Here is a 22,276-nt window from a genome sequence, read left to right on the forward strand (position 1 = left end):
ACTTCCGGCTCCGTCGGCAACCGTCCAGTCGGACCATTCGGCCCCGCACACTTGTCCCACCTGGTGCTGACGGTTGACCCCACCCCCCTGTCAGAGTCCTCATGTCCGTGTGGTGATAATACTTTGTGAAAGTGAATACTTTCACAAGCGGGCAACCCTGTCGTGTCAGACCGCTGCATCCCACACAAGTGGGACCAAAGGTGCATTGCTGGGCGCGACGACCGCCGATGAGGAGGAGGAACGGCCGTGGAACTGGCCCTGGCCCACGAGACGATGGCGCGCTGGCAGTTCGGCATCACCACCGTCTACCACTTCCTCTTCGTCCCGCTGACGATCAGTCTGTCCGCGCTCACCGCCGGACTGCAGACCGCCTGGGTCCGCACCGGCAAGGCGAAGTACTTCAAGGCCACCAAGTTCTGGGGCAAGCTCTTCCTGATCAACATCGCCATGGGCGTGGTCACCGGCATCGTCCAGGAGTTCCAGTTCGGCATGAACTGGTCCGACTACTCCAGGTTCGTCGGCGACATCTTCGGGGCGCCACTGGCCATGGAGGCGCTGATCGCCTTCTTCTTCGAGTCCACCTTCATCGGGCTGTGGATCTTCGGCTGGGAGCGGCTGCCCAGGCGGATCCACCTGGCCTGCATCTGGATGGTCTCCATCGGCACGGTGCTGTCCGCGTACTTCATCCTGGCCGCCAACTCCTGGATGCAGCACCCGGTCGGCTACACCATCGGCGCCAACGGCAGGGCCCGGCTCACCGACATCGGCGCGGTGCTGTTCCAGCAGACCACGCTGGTCGTGGTCTTCCACACGCTGACCGCCGCCTTCCTCACCGGCGGCGCGTTCATGGTCGGTATCGCGGCCTACCAGCTGCGCCGGCAGAGCCGGACCGAGCAGCCGGAGCGGGACCGGGTCAAGGTCGGCTCGATGCGGGCCTCGCTGCGGCTGGGCCTGGTCGTCGTGGTGATCGCCGGCATCGGGACCGCGATCAGCGGCGACACCCTGGGCAAGGTGATGTTCCGCCAGCAGCCGATGAAGATGGCCGCCGCCGAAGCCCTCTGGGACACCGCCAAGCCCGCGCCCTTCTCGGTCTTCGCCTACGGCAACGTCAACGAGGGCCGGAACACCATAGAGATCTCCATCCCCGGCCTGCTCTCCTTCCTGGCGACCAGCAACTTCCACGACGCCGTGCCCGGCATCAACGACGTCCAGGCCGCCGAGAAGGCCAAGTACGGCGACAAGGCGCCCAGCTACGAGCCGAACATCCCCACCACCTTCTGGGGTTTCCGCTGGATGATCGGCTTCGGGATGACCTCGTTCGCCCTCGGAGCCCTCGGCTTCTGGCTCACCCGCAAGCGGTTCTGGCTCGCCCCCGAGCACCGGCGCGGTGAGGACGAGATCCCGCTGCTGATGCTCACCAGGAACCGCGAGCTCGGTCCCTTCCTCAGCCGGTGGATGTGGCGGCTGCTGATCCTGACCCTGGGCTTCCCGCTGATCGCCAACTCCTGGGGCTGGATCTTCACCGAGATGGGCCGTCAGCCCTGGGCCGTCTACGGCCTGATGACCACCGCCGACGCGGTCTCCCCCGGGGTGTCGATCGGCGAGCAGGTCACCTCGCTGACCGTGTTCACCCTGCTCTACGCGGTGCTCGCGGTGATCGAGATCCGGCTGCTGATCAGCTACGCGAAGGCCGGACCCACCGACGAGGACCCGCCGGACCAGGACCCCACGCTCGGCGGCCGGTCCGACGACGCCGACAAGCCGCTCGCGTTCGCGTACTGAGGAGAGTCAGATGCAACTCCACGACGTCTGGTTCGTGCTGATCGCGGTCCTCTGGATCGGCTACTTCTTCCTGGAGGGCTTCGACTTCGGCGTCGGCATCCTCACCAAGCTGCTGGCCCGGGACGAGAGCGAGCGCCGGGTGCTGATCAACACCATCGGGCCGGTCTGGGACGGCAACGAGGTGTGGCTGCTGACCGCCGGCGGCGCCACCTTCGCCGCGTTCCCGGCCTGGTACGCCACCCTGTTCAGCGGCTTCTACCTGCCGCTGCTGGTGATCCTGGTCTGCCTGATCATCCGCGGGGTCGCCTTCGAGTACCGGGCCAAGCGCAGCGACGAGGCATGGAAGCGCAACTGGGAGCACGCGATCTTCTGGACCTCGCTGCTGCCGGCCTTCCTCTGGGGCGTGGCCTTCGCCAACATCGTGCACGGGGTGAAGATCAACGCCGCGGGCGACTACGCGGGCACCGTGCTCGACCTGCTCAACCCGTACGCCCTGCTGGGCGGGCTGGTCACACTGGTGCTGTTCACCTTCCACGGCGCGGTGTTCACCGCGCTCAAGACGCTCGGCGACATCCGCGACCGGTCCCGGGCACTGGCCCGCACGCTGGGGCTGCTGGCCGCGGTGCTGGCGCTGGCCTTCCTGGTCTGGACCCAGGCCGACTCCGGCGACGGCTGGTCGCTGGGCGCGCTGGTGGTCGCGGTGCTGGCACTGCTCGGCGCGCTGGCGTTCAACCAGGCCGGGCGGGAGGGCTGGGCGTTCATGCTCTCCGGGCTGACCATCGTCGCCGCGGTGGCGATGCTGTTCCTGTCGCTCTTCCCGGACGTCATGCCGTCGACGCTGAATCCGGCGTACTCGCTGACCGTGGTCAACGCGTCCTCCTCCCCCTACACGCTGACCGTGATGACCTGGGTCGCCGGGGTCATGACGCCGGTGGTGCTCTGCTACCAGGCCTGGACCTACTGGGTGTTCCGGAAGCGCATCGGCGTGCAGAACATCCCGGCGCACTGACGTGGTGCGGACGCGCGTGGTGAAGAGTCGGTGTGGTGAAGAGTCGGTGTGGTGAAGAAGCGGCGTGTTGAAGACGCGGCGTGCTAGGAAGCGCAGAGGGGCGGAGTCGTGAAGCCGGTTGACCCGAGGCTGGTGCGGTACGCGGGCGCGACCCAGGTGTTCCTGCTGCTGTCGGTGCTCCTCGGAGTGGTCGGTGCCGGGCTGGTGATCGTGCAGGCGATGCTGGTCGCCGAGGTCGTGGTGGGGGCCTTCCAGCACGGCCGCGGCCTGGCCGGACTGGGCTGGCAGCTGGCCGGTCTGGCCGGGGTCGGGCTGCTGCGCGGGGCCGTCTCCTGGGGGACCGAGACGGCCGCGCACCGGGCGTCCGCACAGGTCAAGTCGCAGCTGCGGGCGCGGCTGCTGGGGCGGGCCACGGCGCTGGGCCCGGGCTGGCTGTCCGGGCGCCGCAGCGGCGAGCTGGTCACCCTGGCCACCCGGGGAGTCGACGCGCTGGACGACTACTTCGCCCGCTACCTGCCGCAGCTGGCGCTCGCGGTGGTGGTGCCGGTCGCGGTGATCGCCCGGATCCTGTTCGCGGACTGGCTGTCCGCGCTGATCATCGTGCTGACGCTGCCGCTGGTCCCGGTATTCATGGTGCTGATCGGACTCGCCACGCAGAGCCGGATGGACCGTCAGTGGCGCACCCTGGGACGGCTGTCGCACCACTTCCTGGACGTGGTCGCCGGTCTGCCCACGCTCAAGGTCTTCGGCCGGGCCAAGGCGCAGGCCGAGGCCATCCGCAGGACCACGGACGAGTACCGCCGGGCGACCATGCGGACCCTGCGGATCGCCTTCATCTCCTCCTTCGCGCTGGAACTGCTCTCCACCATCTCGGTCGCACTGGTCGCGGTGGGGATCGGCATGCGCCTGGTCGACGGCAGCCTCGACCTCTACACCGGTCTGCTGGTGCTGGTGCTGGCGCCCGAGGCGTACCTGCCGATCCGCCAGGTCGGCACCCACTACCACGCGAGCGTGGAGGGGCTGGCGGCGGCGGAGCAGATCTTCGCCGTACTGGAGACCCCGGTCGCCGCGGCCGGGACGGTGACCGCGCCACTGCGCCCCACCATCGAGCTGGACCAGGTGACCGTCGCCCACGCCCCGGGTGTCCGGCGACTCTCGCTGACGGTGCGACCGGGCGAGACCCTGGCGGTCACCGGGGTCTCCGGCGCCGGCAAGACCACCCTGCTCTCCCTGCTGCTCGGTTTCACCGCGCCCACCTCGGGCGCGATCCGGGTCGACGGCCGGCCGCCGGCGGACCTCGCCGACTGGCACGACCGGATCGCCTGGGTGCCGCAGCACCCCTACCTCTTCGCCGGCACCGTGGCCGACAACGTCCGGCTGGCCCGCCCTGACGCCACCGACACCGAGCTGGTCGCCGCGCTGCGCTCGGCGCACGCCTGGGAGTTCGTCAGTGCGCTGCCGCTGGGCACCGCGAGCCCGCTGGGGGAGAACGGCCAGGGCCTCTCCGCCGGCCAGCGCCAGCGGCTGGCGCTGGCCCGAGCGTTCCTCGCGGACCGCCCGCTGGTGCTGCTGGACGAGCCCACCGCGAACCTCGACGGCGAGAGCGAGACGGCGATCGTCGACGCGATCCGCGAGCTGGCCCGCGACGGCCGCCGGACGGTGATCCTCACCGCCCACCGCCCGGCACTGCTGGCGTTGGCCACCCGGCACCTGGCTCTGACCGTCCAGCCCTCCGACGACGCCGCCCACCCCGAGCCGGTCCTGCTCCGCGCCGCCGGCGGGCCCGATTCCCTGGCCGGGCCCACTGTCGTGGCGGCCCGGTCCGTCGCCGACCGGTCCGTCGCGGACGGCCCGGAGAGTGCGCCCGGCCGGGTGGCGGCCGCCGCGACGGCCCGGCAGGGCCTGGACGGTGCCAACGCCCTGGATCCGTTCGACCCGTTCGGCCCGTTCGATCCTGAGCACGCATCCGCAACTGTCGGCGAACGCGCCCCGCACCCCGGCGAGGCCCCCGTCCGGGACGGCGCCCCCGCCCAGGACGGCGCCCCGGTGGGGGAGGGTGTTCCGGTCCGGGAGGGGCTGGCGCTGCGGCGGGTGCGGCGTGCCGCACGGACCCGGCGGCTGCGGACCCGGACCGCGCTCGCGGTGACCCTCGCCGCACTCGCCCTGCTCAGCGCCACCGCGCTGATGGGGACATCGGGATGGCTGATCGATCGGGCCTCCCAGCAGCCGCCGGTGCTCTACCTGATGGTGGCCGTCACCGCCGTGCGCACCTTCGGCACCGCGCGCAGCGCGCTCCGCTACGCCGAGCGGCTGGTCAGCCATGACGCCGTGTTCCGCGCGCTGGGCTCGCTACGGAGCACTGTCTACCAGCGCTTGGAGCGGCTCGCACCGAACGGTGGCGGCGGCCGGCTGCGCGGCGACCTGCTGTCCCGGATGGTCGGCGACGTCGACGCGATCCAGGACTACGTGCTGCGGTTCCGGCTGCCGGCCGCCGCCGCGTTCCTGGCGAGCGCGGTGACCGTCGGTGTCGTCGGCTGGCTGCTGCCCGCCGCCGGCGTGCTGCTGGCGCTGGGGCTGCTGCTGGCCGGAGTGGCCGTGCCGATGCTGACGGTGCGTCTGTCGGCCCGCGCCGAGCGGGCGCAGGCGGGGGCCAGGGGCAGGCTCGCCGCCGAGGTGGTCGGGGTGCTGGACGGCGCGGCCGAGCTGACGGTCAGTGGGGCGCTGCCGCGCTGCCTCGACCGGCTCCGGGCGACCGACGCCGAGCTCACCGCGCTGGCCCGGCGCTCCGCCGCGGGCGCCGGGGTGGGCACCGGGCTCGGTGTCGCGCTGACCGGTCTGACCGCGGCCGCCTGTGCGGCGGCCGGGGTGCTCGCGGTGGCCGACGGTAGCCTGTCCGGGGTGCTGCTCGCGGTGCTGGTGCTGACGCCGCTGGCGGCGTTCGAGGCGATCACCGGACTTCCGGTGGCCGCGCAGGTCCGGCGCCGCAGTGCGCAGTCGGCGGTCCGGGTACTGGAGCTGGTGGACGCTCCCGACCCGGTGCGGGAGCCGGTGGAGCCGCAGACGCTGCCCGCCCGGCCGCTGCCGCTGCGGGTTCGCGGGCTGTCCGCGCGCTGGCCCGGGCGGCGGACCCTGGCCCTGGACGGGATCGACCTCGATCTGACCGAGGGGCGGCGGGTCGCCGTGGTCGGCCCCAGCGGCTCCGGGAAGACCACCCTGGCGCAGCTGTTGCTGCGCTTCCTCGACGCCGAGTCGGGCAGCGTCACCCTGAACGGGGTGGACACCGCCGCACTGGACGGGGACGAGGTCAGGACCGTGGTGGGCATCTGTGCCCAGGACGGCTACATCTTCGACAGTTCGCTGCGGGAGAACCTGCGGCTGGCCCGTCCCGCCTGCGAGGAGGCGGAGCTGTGGGCGGCGCTGGCGGCGGCCAGGCTGGACGGCTGGGTCCGCGAGCTGCCGGACGGCCTGGACACCATGGTGGGCGAGCACGGCGCCCGGATCTCCGGCGGCCAGCGGCAGCGGCTGGCCCTGGCCCGTGCGCTGCTCGCGGACTTCCCGGTACTGGTGCTGGACGAGCCCGCCGAGCACCTGGACCTGGCCACCGCGGACGCGCTGACGGCGGATCTGCTCACGGCGACCACCGGCCGCTCGACGCTGCTGGTCACCCACCGGCTGGCGGGCCTGGACGCGGTGGACGAGATCCTGGTGCTGGACGCGGGCCGGATCGTTCAGCGTGGCAGCTGGGACCAGCTGGTGGAGGCGGAAGGACCGCTGCGCCGGATGTGGGCGCGCGAGCGGGAGGCGGACGCCCTGCTGCCGGCCTGACCCGGGAGGGGCAGGGCCGGCCGGGTGCCGTGCCGGCGTGGCCGTGCCTGCCGTTCCGGTGCGCCGCGGTGCCTGCCGCCCGGCCGGGTCGACGGCGGCCGCCCGGCCGGGCCTGCCGCCAGGACGAATCATCGCAAACTACCCTCAAAGCATGAGTTCCCGCACGACTGACCAGCCCGAGCCGGTGCTGCCCCCGGTCGGGGCCCTCGGCCTCGACGCCCTGGTGACCGAGGTGTCCGAGCGGCTGCACGCCGTCGCCGCGGTCAACGACCGGATGCGGGAACTCCTGGAGGCCGTGGTCGCGGTCAGTTCCGGCCTGGACCTGCATGCCACGCTGCACCGCATCGCCGCCGCCGCGGCCGACCTGGCCGGGGCCGAGTACGCCGCCGTGGGCGTGGTCGCACCGGACGGCAAGGCACTCGCCGACTTCATCCAGGTCGGGCTCAGCGACCGGGACGCCGAGCGGCTCGGCCCGCCGCCGTCCGGGAAGGGCCTGCTGGGAGCGCTGATCAATGACCCGGTGCCGCTCCGCCTCGACGACCTGGCGGAGGACCCCAGGTCCTCCGGCTTCCCGGTCGGCCACCCGCCGATGCGCTCCTTCCTGAGCGTCCCGATCCGGGTCCGCAACGCCGCCTTCGGCAACCTCTATGTCACCGAGAAGCGCGGAGGCCAGGCCTTCAGCGCCGAGGACCAGCAGGTCGTGGAGGCGCTGGCGGCCGCGGCCGGGGTCGCCATCGAGAACGCCCGCCTGTACGAGGAGGGCCGCCGCCGGGAGCGCTGGATCGCCGGTGCCGGGCAGGTCACCACCGCGATGCTGACCTCCGACGACGCCCACACCGCGCTCAGCATCGCCGCCGAGCAGGTCCGCGACCTGGCCGGGGCCGCCCTCGGCATGATCCTGCTGCCCACCGGCGACGGCGGCCTGCGGGTGGCGCACGCCTCGGGCGAGGCGGCGGACTTCGTCATCGGCGAGCACGTCCCGGCGAGCGACCAGGCCGAGTTGCTGCTCAAGGGCGACAGCGTGATCATCGACGATCTGGTCGGCGACCCCCGCTCCGCGTCCCGGATCGCCAAGGTCTTCGGGCCCAGCATGGCGCTGCCGATGAAGAGCGCGGGCCGTATCCTCGGCGCGGTCGCCGTCTGGCGCCGCGCCGGTGCCAGCCCGTTCACCGCCGACGAGCAGCAGCTCGCGGAGACCTTCGCCGGCCAGGCGGCGCTGGCACTCCGGCTCGCCGAGGGCCAGCAGGACCAGCAACGGCTCGCCGTGTACCAGGACCGCGACCGGATCGCCCGGGACCTGCACGACCTGGTCATCCAGCGGCTGTTTGCCACCGGCATGATGCTGGACAGCGCCGCCCGGCTGGCCCAGGTCCCCGAGGTGCAGCAGCGCCTGGGCAAGGCGGTCGACGAACTGGACGCCACCATCCAGGAGGTCCGCACCACGATCTACGCCCTGCAGCACGACGACACCCCCGAGGACGGCGGCGATCTGCGCAGCCGGGTGCTGCGGGAGGCGTCGCAGGCGGCCGGACCGCTGGGGTTCAAGCCGGCGGTGGCCTTCGTCGGCCCGGTCGGGACCATGGTCGGCGAGAGCACCGGCCGCCACCTGGTCGCCGCGCTGCGCGAGATGCTCTCCAACGCGGCCAGGCATGCGCGTGCCGCCAGCGTCTCGGTGACGGTCGACACCACCGCGCATGTGGACGACGAGGGCCGGCTGACCGCCGGCCGCGCCGCCGAGCTGCGGCTGCGCGCGGACGAGGACCTCGCCGCCGCCCTGCGTCAGGCCGGTGCCGGCCGCCCGGCCGTACTGCTCTCGGTCACCGACGACGGCGTGGGCATCCCGGAGGGCGGGCGCCGCAGCGGGCTGAGCAACCTGACCGAGCGGGCGGCGGCCCTGGGCGGTACCGCCTGGCACGAGCCCGGCCCGGACGGACGCGGTACCACCCTGTTCTGGACCGCACTGCTGTAGCGGCGGGCGTGCCTGTCCGGCTACAGCGAGGCGACCAGCGACTCCAGGACGGCGGCGACACCGTCGTCGTCGTGGTCGCCGGCCCGTCCCTCGGTCGCGGCCAGGACCTCCGGGTGCGCGTTGGCGACCGCGTAGGCGGTCCCGGCCCAGGCCAGCATCCGCAGGTCGTTGGGCATGTCGCCGAAGGCCACCACCTCCTCGGCGGCCACCCCGCGCTCGGCGCACCAGCGTGCCAGGGTCGAGGCCTTGCTGACACCGGTCGCGCTGATCTCCAGCATCGGACTGGAGCGGGTGATCTCGGCCAGGTCGCCGGCCACCGCGAGGGCGCGGCGCAGCATCTCGTCCGGATCCAGGGTGGGGTGCTTGGCCAGGATCTTGAACACGGTGCGGGCGTCCGGGCCGCTGAGGATCCGCTCGGCCGGAGCGACCTGCTCGACCGCGCCCGCGTCGTACATCTGGGCGTTGTAGGCGGCCTCGTGCGAGAAGCCGTCGGGGTACTCGAAGGCGAAGGACACCCCGGGCAGTTCCGCGCGCAGCGCCTGCACCACCGCCAGCGAGTCGGCCACCCGCAGCGGGAAGGACTCCACCAGCTCCTTGCGCCGCACGTCGTACACCGCGCCGCCGTTGGAGCAGATGGCGACACCGTGCCGGCCGATGACCTCGGTCAGCGACTCCATCCAGCGGGGCGGACGGCCGGTGACGAAGACGATGCACAGGCCCGCGTCCTCGGCCAGCGTCAGTGCGGCCCGGGTGCGGGCCGATACGGTGCCGTCGCTGCGCAGCAGGGTTCCGTCGAGGTCGGTGGCGACAAGGCGAGGGGCGCGGCGGGGAGAAGTCACCCCACCATCCTCGCGCACCCCCCGGGCCCCGCTCGGCCGGGTGCACCACCGCCGACGGGGTCCTGTCCGCACCCGTCCTGTAGTTTCACGTGGAACATTCGGCCTGCGCCGGACAATGGCACCGACAGTGAGGTGACCCTGTGAGCGCACTGATTCCCCGCCCGCCCAGCGTGATCGCACCCGGTGCGGTGCATGTGCCGGGCTGGCTCACCCTGGCGCAGCAGCGCCGGCTGGTGGAGGCCTGCCGGGGCTGGGCCGGCAGCCCGGTACCGATGCGGAACACGGCGCTGCCGCGCGGCGGCGTCATGTCGGTGCAGACGGTCTGCATCGGCTGGCACTGGCAGCCCTACCGGTACACCCGCACCGCCGGCGACGTGAACGGCGAGCGGGTCGCGCCGTTCCCCGACTGGATGGTCGACCTGGGCCGCCGGGCGGTCCTCGCGGCCTATCGGGACGAGGCGGCGGCGGGCGAGTACTCCCCCGACACCGCATTGATCAACTTCTACGACGAGCGGGCCACCCTGGGCATGCACCAGGACAAGGACGAGCGGGCCGGGGACCCGGTCGTCTCCCTGTCCATCGGCGACAGCTGCGTGTTCCGCGTCGGCAACACCGCCACCCGCACCCGGCCGTACACCGACATCGAGCTTGAGTCCGGTGACCTGTTCGTCTTCGGCGGGCCCTCCCGCTACATCTACCACGGGGTTCCCAGGGTCCGTGCCGGCACCGGCGACCCGGCCACCGGTCTGCCGCGCGGCCGGCTGAACATCACCATGCGGGTCACCGGCCTCACCGACACCGACCGCTGACCCGCACAGCGTGTCAGCCGAGCTGCCGCAGCCCTTCGGTCGCGATGCGCTCGAAGACGTCCAGGTCGTTGGCGAAGACCGAGTCGGGGACCGGCCAGTGGATGACGAGTTCGTCGATGCCCAGCTCCCGGTACGTCCCGGCCCAGTCGACGAACGCATCCACCGAGGCGAGCGGCCGCTCCGCGGTCGAGCCCTGCAGCAGCACCGTGTTGATCGACGCGATGTCGCGTCCGTTCGCCTCGCACGCGGCGCGCAGCTTGGCCAGCTGCGCCTCGACCACGGCGGGCGCTTGGTCCACCGGCACGTCCTCCGGGCCGCGCGGGTCGCCGTAGGTCACCCAGCCCTGGCCGTACTCGGCGGCGAGCTTCAACCCGCGCGGCCCGGTGGCGGCGACGTAGAACGGGACCCGCGGCCGCTGCACGCAGCCGGGGATGTTCCGGGCCTCGACGGCGGAGTAGAACCGGCCCTCCTCGGTCGTCGCATCCTGCGTCAGCAGCCTGTCCAGCAGCGGCAGGAACTCGTCGAAGCGGTCCGCCCGCTCCCGCGCGGTCCACGGCTCCTGTCCCATCACGGTCGCGTCGAAGCCGGCCCCACCCACCCCGATGCCCACGGTCAGACGGCCGTCGGAGATGTCGTCGACAGAGATCAGCTCTTTGGCCAGGGTCACCGGGTGCCGGAAGTTCGGCGAGGTCACCAGCGTCCCCAGGCGGATCCGCTCGGTCGCCGTGGCGGCGGCGGTCAGGGTCGGGAGCGCTCCGAACCACGGCTCCTCCCGGAACGACCGCCAGGACAGGTGGTCGTAGGTGTAGGCGGCGTGGAAGCCGAGGTCCTCGGCTCGCCGCCAGATCTTCTGTCCCTCGTTCCATCGGTGGATGGGGAGGATCACTGTGCTCAGACGCATGGCTTCGACCCTACGCGTTCGCTCCGGCAGGTGAGATTCGAGCGACCCGCGGCGACGGCACCTGCACGACCGCTAGCGTGGCGCCATGGGTGCGCTGGGCAGGGCCGAGCCGCTACTGGTCCGGCTGACGTCAAGCGGCTCACACATCATTTCGGCACTGGCAAGCAGGGAGAGCAGGACATGGTGATCGCCGTTCGGGATGCGGATCACTGCGAGCGCTCGCTTACCGATCTCATCGAGCGCAGTGCCGAGTTGAAGGGAGAGCTGGTCGCCTTCGGGCAGAGCGCTCGCTTCGACCAGTGGTTGACTCCCCTCCTGCTGGAGGCCGCGGGCCCTGAGCGGCGGCTGGACGAGGGTACGGCGGTTCGGATCACCGACCAATTCATCCTGCGGTACCGCCTGCCGGGCGGTACCACCGTTGTGGACCGATTCGTCGCCTCACGGCGGGACTTGAGCGAAGTCGATCGGGAGCTGCTGCTCGGCTGGCGTGGCCCGGTCGAGGGCATCTTCGAGATCCGGCGCAAGGACGGGGATGGCGTCGTCCTGCTGAACCTGGTCGACGACCTGGAGTACCGCGTGTACTCGAACGTAGGGCCGAGGGTCTTCCGTGGAGTGTCCAAGGGACAGTTCCTTCTCGCCTGCTTGGTGCCCATCCACTCGGCCGACGGTGTGTGGCTGATCTCCGGGATGATGTCGTCCTACCCGAAGTCCAGTGCCACCGAGATCGCCCAGGCCGCGCTCCAACTGGCCACCAGCCAACCCGAACTGGTCTTCCGCAACCCCGAGAAGATCGAGCAGGGATGGGAGCGGATGCGGGAGGACCGGGCCGCGTTCGTCGAGTTCTGCGGCGGCGACGAACTGGTCCTGCCCCCTGCCGAGGCCGAGGCCAGGCTCAACGCCTACTACCGGCACCGGCAGGAAGCCGCCGTCGCCGGGGCGCCCGACCGCGCCCGAGGCAGGCGGCTCCCTGGCCTGGGTCTGCCGTTCTTCGAACTGCCACAAGATCTTGCGGACTCGGCCACCATCGGCGTCATCTACGACGAGGTCGACGGACTCAACTTCTACGCGGACTACGGACTGTTGCGGGACCTCTTCGCCGACCCGGCCCTCGCGGGCCGCAGGCAGCACCAGGACCTGCTGCGCACATACCTGCGCGAGGAGTCGATCTCACCACTGCCGTTCCGCCGACTGGCCGCCGCGTTTCCGGAGACAGTCGATGAGGTGTTCGGGAAGCTGCTGCGGAAGCCCGGATTCACCTGGGGTGAGCACGGCGAGGCCCTACTGCGCCGACGCAAGTCCCGGTACTACGCGCAGGAGCCCCGACCCGGCGTTTCCGTGATCGGCGAGCGCCTGAGCGAGCTCACCGCCGGCGACCGACGGCAGAAGCTCACAAGAGCGCGGCGCGTCTCGGCGGCCTCATCCGGGTGAAATGCTGGCGAGCCTGATGCCCGTACGGGACGATGAAGTAGCGTCGGATCGTCGTCTGGAGCCAAGGAGGTGCCGCATGTCGTACGAGCCCAAACTGGCTGCCGCGTTGTCCGGTGCGACTCTGCGGCAGCTGTCGCACTGGCGGCGGGCCACCGGCGAGCGCGGCGCTGTCCTCGTGCCGGAGATCTCAGCATCTCGTCCGATCCTCTACTCCTTTCGCGACGTGGTCGCCCTGCGAGCCTGTGTCCGCCTTCGCGAGGAGGCATCCCTCCAGAAGATCAGGCGGGCGCTGAACACGTTGCGCGAGGGCCTCGACGAAAGGGAACACCTCTCGGCCTACCGCCTGGTCGCGGGCGGTGACACGATCTACCTGGCAGACCCGGACCACGCAGTGGACCTCGTGCGGAGCAAGGGCAATGTCGTCATCCACGACATGGTGGACGTGCTTGCGCCTTTCTACCGTGGTGGTCGACGAATCCCGGACCTTCTTGAACCCCGGCCGCACGTGTCCATCGACCCTGCCGTGCGAGGCGGCGAGCCGGTCGTCGAGGGGACACGCATCCCGGCTACAGAGGTTGCCGCTCTCCTACGGGACGGCGTGCCACCTGAGCAGATCGGCGACTACTACCCGGGCGTCACAGCAGAGGCAGCGCGCGACGCAGCGGACTTCGCCGACTATGTCGACAGTTACGAGGACGCGGAAATCAGGCAGGCAGCGTCTTGAAGCTGCTGCTCGACGAGAATGTGCCGCTTCCCATGGCACGGATCGTGCGGCTGCTCCTGAAACACCACGTCGTCGAGCACGTGGCCGAACTCGGAGACTGGGCGGGAACCAAGGACGTCGACCTCTATGCGCGTGCGGCGGCGGACGGCTTTCAGATCGTTGTCACGAACGACACGAAGCAACTGAGCCGCCCACTCGAGGTAGTCGCCATCGCCGAGTCGGGCCTGCATCGCATCGAGTACCGCCAGAATCACAAGCACGGCGGGTTGGTGGGTCTCGGTGCAGCTATCGCCACTGTGTGCGCCGGCCTGCCCCATGCCTTGGCTGAACTCGACCAGGCAGACGGCCAGCGCCTGATCTCGCTGAATGCGGTCGACCCGTCCCAGCAGAGCCGCTTGCGGATCGTGGATCCTGCCAGCGCTCCGCCCAAGTTCTGGCCCGCCAGCTCACAGGGGTAGTGGCATCAGGGGCTGAACCCGCGGAACATCGCAGGTCAGCATGCGATAGGTGAAAAAGGATTGACTGAGGTCACCAGCGTCCCCAGGCGGATCCGCTCGGTCGCCGTGGCGGCGGCGGTCAGGGTCGGGAGCGCTCCGAACCACGGCTCCTCCCGGAACGACCGCCAGGACAGGTGGTCGTAGGTGTACGCGGCGTGGAAACCGAGGTCCTCGGCCCGCCGCCAGACCTTCTGCCCCTCGGACCAGCGGTGGATCGGCAGAATCACAGTACTCAGACGCATAGCTGTGACCCTACGGGAATCGTGTCTCCAGCCCCGCAGCAGCGCTCCCGGATCGCAGTCTTGGTAGGTGATGTATTGCACTTTGGTGCATGGATACCCCGCGCTCCGGCAAGACCCGAGTCACCAGCATCTCTCTGCGTGCCGAGACGCTGGAGGCGATCCGCGCACGCGCCGGGAAGCAGGGAGTCTCCTCCTACATTGAGGAGGCCGTGCAACGGCAGCTCCAGCGCGAAGCCATCGACGAGTACATCGCCACCGCCGAGGCTGAACACGGGCCAGTCGATACAGCCGAGGTGGCTGCGAGGGCCGAGCGTATCCGTGCTCATCACGCTGCCCACCGCGGTGACGCCGCATGAGTGGCACCCTCGTGCTCGGCAGCGAGGCGCTCTCCAAGCTCTCCCGCCGACACCGGGACATGACCGTGTGGCTGGACGTCGCCCGCACACTGGACCTCTTGGTCGTGACGAGCGCGGCAACGCTGGTCGAGGCGCGCGATCCCAAGCTGCCGCAGGCGGCGTTCGACCACGCCGTCTCGCTGACCAAGGTGCGCCCGGTCACGGAGGAGATCGCACGCGCTGCGAGCAAGCTGCTCGCAGTTGAGGGGCTTCACGGCCACAAGTACGCCATCGACGCGATGCTTGCCGCTACGGCCCACCTGGAGCACGGGACGTGACGGTCGTGACCAGCGATGTCGAGGATCTGCGTCAGCTGTGCCACACGCGCATCGCGGTCGAACAGGTCTGACCCGCCGCGTCGTTCCCGCTCCGGGGTCAGGCGTAGCGGCCCTCCGCGACGTTGGGGTCCGGCTTCAGGCCGTGGAAGGGGTCGCCGGAGAGGTTGGGCGTGTCGGCCGGAACGAAGGTGAACTGGGTCATGCCGCGAGTGGTGCCCAGCGGTGGGATGCCGGCCCGGTGCAGGCAGCGGGTGGTGTTGCAGAACGCGCCGTAGCCCTTGGGGGCGTCGAAGGGGACCACCAGCGCCGGATCGTCCAGCAGCGCCCGCGCGGGTCCCTTGGCCCAGCCCTGGCCCAGGTAGCCGCTGCGCATGATCCGCCGGGTGTTGGGGATGGAGTGCAGTCGGAACGCCCCGCCCTCGGCGGTCACGCCGTCCGAGAGCTGGACGAAGTACTTCAGCGTCGAAGTGGGGTGCTGGTCGCAGTGCCAGAGGTTCCCGTAGTGGTGGACCCGCCGCTGCTCCTCGGTGAGGTGGCTGATGCGCCACATCCGGACGTGCTGCACCCGCCAGCGGCCGCCGTAGTAGGCGTCGAGGGCGCTCAGTACCGGGGGAGTGAGCAGCTCCCGAATGGCTGGAACATGACACAGGGGGTCGATCACGTAACGGACCGCGTCCTTGATCCGTCCGCCCATGTCGACGGTGGCCGAGGGGTCGCCGATGATCTCGGCGTAGCCCCGCGCCACCTCGTCGACGAGTCCGGCCCGGCAGCGCGGGTCCAGCACCGCGTAGCCCTGCCGGACGACGGTGTCGGCGAGGGCGAGTCCCGCCTGGTCAAGGGTTACGGCCGGGTCCGCCCGGCGGCGCCGCAGCAGACGCTGCTGGCCCACGTTGTTCTCCGCCCAGGCATCGTTCCCCCACAACAGGCGGGACGACTCGTGCGCGAGCTCCAGCCGTGCTCTGGACAGTGTGCCGACGACTCCCATGTTCTCCCCCGACCGCCGTTCCGCAGCCCGAACGGCGGCCCTCGGGCCGCTGCATTCGGCTGAAAATGTCTCAAGGGTAGGGCAGCCCGGGATCATCAACAACTGATCGTTGAGGTCCCATATCTGACCAGGTGTCCTCTGCACGACCGCGAGCCGTCGATCCGGGGGCCCGACGGTAGGGTGCTGCCGGAGAACGGGGGCTGTGGTGATACGAACGCTGGACGCCTTTACCGTCAGGTTCGAGTTCCGGGTCAGGGAAACGACCTGGACGGTGCACGCCAAGGGCGAGCGCGCGCCGGTGGCGCGGGTGCACCGGCCGGACGGGCCGAGCTCGCGCAGGCCGTACCGGGTCTACAGCGGGCCGCAGTTGGACACGGAGATCGGGTTGCTGGCCGGAGGCACCGCATTCGCCCCGGACCGGACCCGCATCGGCGGTGTCGTCCGCGACCGCGTCGAAGGGGTACGCGGCCAGCTGCTGCAGAACGAGGTCTGGACGTTCAGTCAGGTGGGCTTCGGCGACCTGGCCGGCAATCCGGTCGGCCTCGGCAGCCGGGCCCGTCACACCCTGCTCGACGACTACATGGACAACAGCGTGGCGGACGCGCTCCTCGACCACCGGCTGCGCTACCGCAGCGACGACTCGTCGGGCTTCGAGCTGATCCGCCGCAGCGGTATGCGGTCCCGCTACGACGTGAGGATCCACGATCCTCGGGTGAACCGGATCCTGGTCCTGGCCGCGGTCGGCTGCTTCGACGACCTCTACGGGGACGCCGACATGCGCAAGCTGGGCCCGATGGTCGCCGGGCTGTTCCGACGCTGAGTGTCCTCGTTTCTGGCATTCTTGCCGCTCCGTCAAGTGAATTCCCATACCGGGCGGAACGCGATATTCCGGTGAATAGGGCGTGGATTTCAACGGTGGTGGCGGACGGTCAGGTCTCGATCACGTAAAGAAGTTGGTGGCCGGCTGTGCACCTGGCCATACTCACTGCCTGTGCCCCCTGTGGGCTGCCCATGTGTGGTCGTGGTGGTTGTCGCCTCCCCTCGCTGGGAACGGACGATTGCCATTTCATGGGGGTTGGTGTGGGGGACGACGAGGTCATGCCCGAAGCGCAGGCGAATGACCCGAAGAAGAATGAGTCGGTGGTGCCGGAACCATCCACGGTGGCTCCCGACGCTGTGCTTCCCAACGCTGCACCTCCCAACGCTGCACCTCCCAACCACCTGCAGATTCCCCCGCCTCCGGCGGGCCATCTGCCGCAGGACGCCGCGTCGGGCTCCGCCGGGCCGCGTTCGCGGAAGGGTGTCTACCTGACGCTGGCCGTCGTCGGGTGGCTGGTGGTCGCGGCCGGTACCGCCACCACCGTGGTCGCCGTCGGCCGGACCGGCAACGCCCGAACCGTGGCGGCGGCCGCCACCCCCTCCGCCACTCCGTCGGCCGTGCCCAGCACCACCGCGCCCGCTCCGGTGCCCACCGCCGCGCCCAGCCCGACGTCCACGGTCAGGGGATCCGTCAGCGGCTCGACGCACAGTGGCGATCTGCGGTTCTTCCTGCTGCCGGTCCCCTCCGACGCCGAGGCGTACGGGGACACGGACGGCAAGAAGCTGAGCGTCGACGACATCGCCAAGGAGCTCGGCGACGTGTCGACCAGCAAGCGCGTCCTCAACGACTACGGCTGTGACGGCGGTGCGGACCGCACCTACCGCACCAATGACGGCAGCTACACCATCGACGCCCAGCTGATCCACTTCGACGGATCCAGCCATGCCGCCGCCTGGGTGACCGGACTGTCCTTCAGCAAGGGCAGTTCCTTCTCCGTGACGGGCGTCTCCAACGCCCAGGCCTACGCCTTCGATCCGGGAAGCGCCCAGGACCAGGGGCAGCTGATCGGCATCTCCCATGTGGGCGACGTCGAGTACGAGATCTCCGTCACCGGGACGGGCACGCTGCCGCACTCGCTGCTGGCGCCGCTGATGCAGCGCGAGGAACAGCGCCTCGGCAGCGGTACCTGAGCGCCCTCACCCGAGCGCCGGCCGCCCGCCGCCTCCTGAACTCTCGTCCGCAGAACGTCCCGTGGAGGACCGTTGACCACCGAAGCAGCCGATCCGCCGACTCCCGAGCCAGGCCCGGCACCGACGCCGCAGGCGGCGCCCGACCTGCCGGCGCCGGTGGCGCAGCCTGAGTCCGTCCTGCCGAGGCCTCGTCGCCGGGGCCGGACCGCCCTGATCATGGCCGGCGCTGTCGTCCTCGGTGTGCTCGGCGGGGCGGGCGCGGGCTATGCCGTGCAGGCCGGGCGTACGCCCACGCCGCTCCCGGCGCTGGCCGTCGCGCAGCCCAGCTACCCCGCTGCGCGGGTCTCCGCGCCCGCGCCCGACCCGGCGAACGACGACCAGGCCAAGACCGACGGGGACCTCACCGCGCTGCTGGTCCCCGCTCCGACCGGTGCCAAGCCCGAGCAGGGCGCCGACTCGATCACGTCGTGGATGGACCTCGCCGCCTTTGCGGAGACCCGTTCCGAGCCGGGTACCGCCTTCAGCTGGTACGCGAGCAACGGCTTTCGTCGCGCCGCCCAGGCCGTGTGGGTGCAGGGCAACCGCCGCTACGCGCTGCAACTGGTGCAGTTCGCCCACGACCAGGATGCGTCAGCTCTGCAGGACGTCAGCAACCTGCAGAGCTACCAGTCGGCGGCCACCTCCGTCCTCATCCCGGGCACGGTGTCCGGGCGGGTCTACCCGGGCCTGAGCGCCCAGTCCGACAACGGCCCCAGCTACTACCTTGGGCAGGCCTTCGCCCAGCACGGCGACATCTCCGTGCAGATCCAGATCACCTCGGACTCGCCTGTCAGCGCGCAGACGCTGCTGACTCTCGTGCAGCGGCAGTTGGAGCGACTGTGACCACGGAATCCCCCCAGCCCACCCCCGTCACCGGGTCCACCGTGCCCGCCGAGGCGCCTCAGCCCAACACCCTGGCCTCAGCGCCTCCGCGCGGCCGGGGTCGGCTGGTCGTGCTCGCGGCGGCACTGGCGCTCAGCGCGGTCGGCGTCGGCGGCGGTGTCGGACTGCTGGTGCTGCACGGCGAGACGCAGGCCGCACCCGTCGCGGCGGCCACCGGACAGCCGACACCCACGCCCAGCTACGGGGCGATGTCCAACGGCAACCACTTCGGTGACCTCGGCGACCTGTTGCTGCCGGTGCCCAGCTCGCTCTACCCCGGGCCGGACGACCCGGGCGTCGGCAACGACGCCGTGCTCACCGCCGCCCAGTACCACGGCATCTACGACAAGGACCTCAAGTCGCTGTCGGCCGGTGACCGCCAGGGCATGGAGTCGTACTTCGTCGCCAGCCATATCAAGGGCGGGGCGGTCCGGACCTACCGGTCGGGCGGCACCCTGTCCGTCGAGATCTCACTCCTCCAGGAGAATCAGCAGTTCGCGGCCCAACTGGGTGGCTTCTCGTCGGCGCTGGCGGCGAAGACCGGCGTCTACCGGACCGGTCCGGCGGTCCCCGGCTTCCCCACCGCACACTGCTACCTGCCGCCGCTGTTGTCCGGCGACAAGCTGGACTACATGGAGTGCGACGCCTCGGTCGGCGACATGTACGTCCACCTGGGGGCCTCCGGGGTGGCGCCGCTGGACACCGCCACCGCCGTCGACCTGATGCGGCAGCAGCTCACCCGCCTCGCGATCCCCGGAGCACAGATATGACCGACACCCCGGACCCGTCGCAGGACCCCACCGCCACGGCCGCGCACGACCCCGCTCCGGTCGCCGCACCCGTGCCCGCTCCCACGGGCGAGGACACCGTCTGGGCGGTCCCCGCGCACCTCGCGCCGCCTGCACGGCGCAGCCGTCCGTGGCTGCGTACCGCCCTCCGCTGGTCGATCGCCACCGTGCTCTGCGCGGCGGTCGGCACCGGCACCGCCTTCGCGGTGATGGCACCGGACCGCACCGACCTGCCGGGACTGAAGACCCCGGCGGACGGGCGCTATGTCTTTCCCGCGTTCGTGCTGCCGCCGATGCCGAGCGCCGCCAGTGACACCGAGAACACCCCGTCCGACGGCTCGCACCCCCTCCATACCGCCGACCTGCGCGGGCTGCTGCTGCCCGTGCCGGTGGGCGGAAGGCTCGCTGCCGCCTACCCGGGTGCGCACGGCTGGTACCCGTCCAGTGCCTATGCCGCGAAGTTCACCACGGGCGCGTCCCTGCTCACGACGTTCGCGGATCGCGGCCTACGGCACATCGCTGCGACAGCCTGGACGGCCCCGGACGGGACCCGTACGGAGATCTACCTGCTGGCCTTCCGGTCGGAGACGACTGCGAGCGAGAGAGTCCTCCAGGACACGCTGAACCTGCGGCTGGCGGCCGCGCCCAAGGCTGTCTCCGACACCACGACGGTCTTCCCGGGGCTCAACACCGCGCCGGGAGTGCTGATCCAGCCGGCCGGCGGTGCGCAGCCCGCCGTGGACCTGGGGATGGTCAACGAAGGCGACGTCGAGGAGGTCGTGGTGATGAGCAACCCCAAGGCGGTCTCGCCGACGGCGTTCCAGCAGGTCATGATCCTTCAGGGGGAGATTCTGCAGAGCTGACGCGGACCGGCGGGGGGTGTCCCCTAGGGGACACCCCCCGCCGCGTACCTCTCAAGACCAGGGAAACCTGCGTCCCCAGCCTGATGTGTTCCAGGGCACACCGCGGATACGGTCAAACCGTGTCTGTCATCATCACGGACAACCTCACCAAGAGGTTCCCGAGGGTCACCGCGCTGGATCGACTCACCGTCGACGTGCAGCCCGGAGTGGTCGGCCTGGTCGGAGCGAACGGCGCTGGTAAGTCCACACTCATCAAGATTCTGCTGGGGCTCGCCCCGGCCACCGAGGGCTCCGCCCGCGTGCTCGGCCTGGACGTCGCCACCGAGGGCGACGCCATCCGCGAGCGGGTCGGCTACATGCCCGAACACGACTGCCTGCCGCCGGACGTCTCCGCCACCGAGTTCGTGGTGCACATGGCGCGGATGTCCGGACTGCCGGCCGCCGCGGCCCGCGAGCGCACCGCCGACACGCTGCGCCACGTCGGTCTCTACGAGGAGCGCTACCGCCCCATCGGCGGCTACTCGACCGGTATGAAGCAGCGCGTCAAGCTGGCCCAGGCGCTGGTGCACGACCCGCAGCTGGTGCTGCTGGACGAGCCCACCAACGGTCTGGACCCGGTCGGCCGCGACGACATGCTGGCCCTGATCCGGCGGGTCCACAGCGACTTCGGCATCTCCGTACTGGTCACCTCGCACCTGCTCGGCGAGCTGGAGCGGACCTGCGACCACGTGGTGGTCATCGACGGGGGCAAGCTGCTGCGGTCCTCCTCCACGGCCGAGTTCACCCAGGCGACCCAGTCGCTCGCGGTCGAGGTCACCGACCGTCAGTCGGACCCGTCCTTCGACGCGGACGCCGCCATGCGTGACCGGCTGACCGCGGCGGGGCTCAGTGTCACCGCCGACGGCAGCCGGGTGCTGCTGGTCGAGATCAAGGGTGACGAGACCTACGACCTGATCCGGGACGCCGTCGCCGACCTGGGCCTCGGCCTGGTGCGGATGGAGCAGCGCCGCCACCACATCTCCGAGGTCTTCAGCTACGACGCGGCCTCCGCCGCCGACGCGACCGAGGAGGCGCCCGCCCATGTCTGACGCCGACATCAGGCCCGCCGACATCAAGCCCGCCGACGCCAAGCCCACGGCGACGCCCCGCGCGGACGTCATCCACGACATCGGCTACCGCCACTACGACGGCCCGCGGCTGGGTCGCTCGTACGCGACCCGCTCGCTGTTCGTGCTCGGTCTGCGCGGCAGCTTCGGTCTCGGACGCTCCATCAAGTCCAAGATCCTGCCGATGGGCATGCTGGCCGTGATGTGCGTGCCCGCCGTGATCATCGTGGCGGTGGCCGTCTACACCAAGATGGGCCAGCTCCCGCTGGAGTATCCGCGCTACCTGTCCAACCTGCAGTTCGTGATCGCGGTGTTCATCGCCTCGCAGGCGCCCGTCGCGCTCTCCCGGGACCTGCGGTTCATGACCCTCCCGCTGTACTTCTCCCGCCCGCTGACCTCGCGCGACTACGTGCGGGCCAAGTTCGCGGCGATGTTCAGCGCGATGTTCATCCTCACCGCGCTGCCGATGCTGATCATGTGGATCGGCTCGATGCTGGCGTCGATGAGCTTCAGCTACAACCTGGAGCACCTCGGGTACGGGCTGGTGGCTGCCGCCTGCTACGCCCTGGTCTACTCCGGAATCGGCCTGGTCATCTCCTCGCTGACGCCCCGCCGCGGGTTCGGTGTGGCCGCGATCATCGGGCTGCTGCTGATCTCGGAAGCGGTGTCGGGCATCGTCTACGGCGTCCTGACGGTCAAGGGCCACCACTCGGGCGCGCACTGGGCCATGCTGATCAACCCGGGCGGGCTGGTGGACTCCACCGTCACCTGGATGTTCAACCTGCGGCACCAGGGCTTCGTCGGCGTCCCCAGCACGTTCGGCGCCTATGTCTTCATCGCCGAGATCCTCGTGCTCGCCCTCGCCTCGTACGGACTGCTGGTCCGTCGCTACCGGAAGATCTGAG

At 70.8% G+C, this 22,276-nt stretch carries 19 protein-coding genes and 2 pseudogenes; 17 read left to right on the forward strand and 4 right to left on the reverse strand.

What is annotated here, in order from left to right; genetic code table 11:
* Nucleotides 1-246: 246 nt before the first annotated feature.
* The 4 genes from ABH925_RS19660 to ABH925_RS19675 all read left to right on the forward strand — a co-directional run bounded on the left by ABH925_RS19660 (nucleotide 247) and on the right by ABH925_RS19675 (nucleotide 8,585).
* Nucleotides 247-1,782 carry a cytochrome ubiquinol oxidase subunit I gene (locus ABH925_RS19660; RefSeq protein ID WP_370149625.1) on the forward strand — a complete coding sequence of 512 codons (1,536 nt, stop codon included), beginning with the start codon at nucleotides 247-249 and terminating at the stop codon, nucleotides 1,780-1,782.
* A 10-nt stretch (nucleotides 1,783-1,792) separates the two neighbouring features.
* Nucleotides 1,793-2,791, forward strand: a complete 999-nt coding sequence (gene cydB, locus ABH925_RS19665) for a cytochrome d ubiquinol oxidase subunit II (protein ID WP_370149626.1) — start codon at nucleotides 1,793-1,795, stop codon at nucleotides 2,789-2,791.
* A 108-nt stretch (nucleotides 2,792-2,899) separates the two neighbouring features.
* Nucleotides 2,900-6,616, forward strand: a complete 3,717-nt coding sequence (gene cydD / locus ABH925_RS19670) for a thiol reductant ABC exporter subunit CydD (protein WP_370149627.1) — start codon at nucleotides 2,900-2,902, stop codon at nucleotides 6,614-6,616.
* Between the two features lie 151 nt (nucleotides 6,617-6,767).
* Nucleotides 6,768-8,585, forward strand: coding sequence for a GAF domain-containing protein (locus ABH925_RS19675; protein ID WP_370149630.1), 1,818 nt, complete (start codon nucleotides 6,768-6,770; stop codon nucleotides 8,583-8,585).
* Between the two features lie 20 nt (nucleotides 8,586-8,605).
* Here ABH925_RS19675 and ABH925_RS19680 read toward each other — a convergent pair whose 3' ends face one another.
* Nucleotides 8,606-9,424 carry an HAD family hydrolase gene (locus ABH925_RS19680; protein ID WP_370149632.1) on the reverse strand — a complete coding sequence of 273 codons (819 nt, stop codon included), beginning with the start codon at nucleotides 9,422-9,424 and terminating at the stop codon, nucleotides 8,606-8,608.
* Nucleotides 9,425-9,564: 140 nt separating this feature from the next.
* Here ABH925_RS19680 and ABH925_RS19685 point away from each other — a divergent pair, with 140 nt between their 5' ends.
* Complete coding sequence (locus ABH925_RS19685; RefSeq protein WP_370149634.1) at nucleotides 9,565-10,233, forward strand: alpha-ketoglutarate-dependent dioxygenase AlkB; 669 nt, start codon at nucleotides 9,565-9,567, stop codon at nucleotides 10,231-10,233.
* 13 nt (nucleotides 10,234-10,246) lie between these two features.
* On the opposite strand, the gene ABH925_RS19690 is transcribed toward ABH925_RS19685, so the two are convergent.
* A complete protein-coding gene (locus tag ABH925_RS19690; protein ID WP_370149636.1) occupies nucleotides 10,247-11,134 on the reverse strand; it encodes an LLM class flavin-dependent oxidoreductase in 888 nt (295 codons plus the stop codon).
* Between the two features lie 180 nt (nucleotides 11,135-11,314).
* On the opposite strand from ABH925_RS19690, the gene ABH925_RS19695 reads away from it, so the two are divergent.
* The 3 genes from ABH925_RS19695 to ABH925_RS19705 all read left to right on the forward strand — a co-directional run bounded on the left by ABH925_RS19695 (nucleotide 11,315) and on the right by ABH925_RS19705 (nucleotide 13,744).
* Nucleotides 11,315-12,562 (forward strand): hypothetical protein, encoded by a 1,248-nt coding sequence (locus ABH925_RS19695; RefSeq protein ID WP_370149637.1) that lies wholly within the window; start codon nucleotides 11,315-11,317, stop codon nucleotides 12,560-12,562.
* 76 nt (nucleotides 12,563-12,638) lie between these two features.
* Nucleotides 12,639-13,286, forward strand: coding sequence for a DUF433 domain-containing protein (locus tag ABH925_RS19700; RefSeq protein ID WP_280691158.1), 648 nt, complete (start codon nucleotides 12,639-12,641; stop codon nucleotides 13,284-13,286).
* Complete coding sequence (locus tag ABH925_RS19705) at nucleotides 13,283-13,744, forward strand: DUF5615 family PIN-like protein (protein ID WP_370149640.1); 462 nt, start codon at nucleotides 13,283-13,285, stop codon at nucleotides 13,742-13,744. The genes ABH925_RS19700 and ABH925_RS19705 overlap by 4 nt, the downstream gene beginning before the upstream one ends.
* Before the next feature lie 44 nt (nucleotides 13,745-13,788).
* Here ABH925_RS19705 and ABH925_RS19710 read toward each other — a convergent pair.
* Nucleotides 13,789-14,025 (reverse strand): annotated as a pseudogene (locus ABH925_RS19710) (LLM class flavin-dependent oxidoreductase); the annotation flags it as partial.
* Nucleotides 14,026-14,114: 89 nt separating this feature from the next.
* Here ABH925_RS19710 and ABH925_RS19715 point away from each other — a divergent pair.
* Together ABH925_RS19715 and ABH925_RS19720 are read left to right on the forward strand one after the other, a co-directional pair.
* Nucleotides 14,115-14,381 carry a hypothetical protein gene (locus tag ABH925_RS19715; RefSeq protein WP_370149642.1) on the forward strand — a complete coding sequence of 89 codons (267 nt, stop codon included), beginning with the start codon at nucleotides 14,115-14,117 and terminating at the stop codon, nucleotides 14,379-14,381.
* A pseudogene (locus ABH925_RS19720) lies at nucleotides 14,378-14,769 on the forward strand (type II toxin-antitoxin system VapC family toxin). Before ABH925_RS19715 ends, ABH925_RS19720 begins: the two are co-directional and overlap by 4 nt.
* A gap of 26 nt (nucleotides 14,770-14,795) precedes the next feature.
* On the opposite strand, the gene ABH925_RS19725 reads toward ABH925_RS19720, so the two are convergent.
* Nucleotides 14,796-15,587 carry a hypothetical protein gene (locus tag ABH925_RS19725; protein ID WP_370149644.1) on the reverse strand — a complete coding sequence of 264 codons (792 nt, stop codon included), beginning with the start codon at nucleotides 15,585-15,587 and terminating at the stop codon, nucleotides 14,796-14,798.
* A 298-nt stretch (nucleotides 15,588-15,885) separates the two neighbouring features.
* Between ABH925_RS19725 and ABH925_RS19730 the strand changes: the two genes are divergently transcribed.
* The 7 genes from ABH925_RS19730 to ABH925_RS19760 all read left to right on the forward strand — a co-directional run bounded on the left by ABH925_RS19730 (nucleotide 15,886) and on the right by ABH925_RS19760 (nucleotide 22,275).
* Nucleotides 15,886-16,503: a hypothetical protein gene (locus ABH925_RS19730; RefSeq protein ID WP_370149645.1), complete on the forward strand. Its 618-nt coding sequence runs from the start codon at nucleotides 15,886-15,888 to the stop codon at nucleotides 16,501-16,503.
* Between the two features lie 356 nt (nucleotides 16,504-16,859).
* Nucleotides 16,860-17,693 (forward strand): hypothetical protein, encoded by an 834-nt coding sequence (locus ABH925_RS19735; protein ID WP_370149646.1) that lies wholly within the window; start codon nucleotides 16,860-16,862, stop codon nucleotides 17,691-17,693.
* Between the two features lie 72 nt (nucleotides 17,694-17,765).
* Complete coding sequence (locus ABH925_RS19740) at nucleotides 17,766-18,575, forward strand: hypothetical protein (RefSeq protein ID WP_370149647.1); 810 nt, start codon at nucleotides 17,766-17,768, stop codon at nucleotides 18,573-18,575.
* Nucleotides 18,572-19,384, forward strand: a complete 813-nt coding sequence (locus tag ABH925_RS19745; protein WP_370149648.1) for a hypothetical protein — start codon at nucleotides 18,572-18,574, stop codon at nucleotides 19,382-19,384. The genes ABH925_RS19740 and ABH925_RS19745 overlap by 4 nt, the downstream gene beginning before the upstream one ends.
* Nucleotides 19,381-20,265: a hypothetical protein gene (locus tag ABH925_RS19750; protein WP_370149650.1), complete on the forward strand. Its 885-nt coding sequence runs from the start codon at nucleotides 19,381-19,383 to the stop codon at nucleotides 20,263-20,265. Before ABH925_RS19745 ends, ABH925_RS19750 begins: the two co-directional genes overlap by 4 nt.
* 83 nt (nucleotides 20,266-20,348) lie before the next feature.
* Nucleotides 20,349-21,353, forward strand: coding sequence for an ABC transporter ATP-binding protein (locus tag ABH925_RS19755; protein WP_370149652.1), 1,005 nt, complete (start codon nucleotides 20,349-20,351; stop codon nucleotides 21,351-21,353).
* Nucleotides 21,346-22,275 carry an ABC transporter permease gene (locus tag ABH925_RS19760; protein ID WP_370149654.1) on the forward strand — a complete coding sequence of 310 codons (930 nt, stop codon included), beginning with the start codon at nucleotides 21,346-21,348 and terminating at the stop codon, nucleotides 22,273-22,275. Before ABH925_RS19755 ends, ABH925_RS19760 begins: the two co-directional genes overlap by 8 nt.
* The last annotated feature ends 1 nt before the right edge of the window (nucleotide 22,276 follow it).

Origin of the sequence: Streptacidiphilus sp. EB129, assembly GCF_041262645.1 — a bacterium.
In the GTDB taxonomy this organism is placed as follows: domain Bacteria; phylum Actinomycetota; class Actinomycetes; order Streptomycetales; family Streptomycetaceae; genus Streptacidiphilus.

Coding starts and splice junctions, on each gene's coding strand:
- cydB (WP_370149626.1), top strand. CDS start 1,793: ATGCAACTCCACGACGTCTGGTTCGTGCTGATCGCGGTCCTCTGGATC.
- ABH925_RS19675 (WP_370149630.1), top strand. CDS start 6,768: ATGAGTTCCCGCACGACTGACCAGCCCGAGCCGGTGCTGCCCCCGGTC.
- ABH925_RS19690 (WP_370149636.1), bottom strand. CDS start 11,134: ATGCGTCTGAGCACAGTGATCCTCCCCATCCACCGATGGAACGAGGGA.
- ABH925_RS19695 (WP_370149637.1), top strand. CDS start 11,315: ATGGTGATCGCCGTTCGGGATGCGGATCACTGCGAGCGCTCGCTTACC.
- ABH925_RS19700 (WP_280691158.1), top strand. CDS start 12,639: ATGTCGTACGAGCCCAAACTGGCTGCCGCGTTGTCCGGTGCGACTCTG.
- ABH925_RS19715 (WP_370149642.1), top strand. CDS start 14,115: ATGGATACCCCGCGCTCCGGCAAGACCCGAGTCACCAGCATCTCTCTG.
- ABH925_RS19750 (WP_370149650.1), top strand. CDS start 19,381: ATGACCGACACCCCGGACCCGTCGCAGGACCCCACCGCCACGGCCGCG.
- ABH925_RS19755 (WP_370149652.1), top strand. CDS start 20,349: ATGTGTTCCAGGGCACACCGCGGATACGGTCAAACCGTGTCTGTCATC.
- ABH925_RS19760 (WP_370149654.1), top strand. CDS start 21,346: ATGTCTGACGCCGACATCAGGCCCGCCGACATCAAGCCCGCCGACGCC.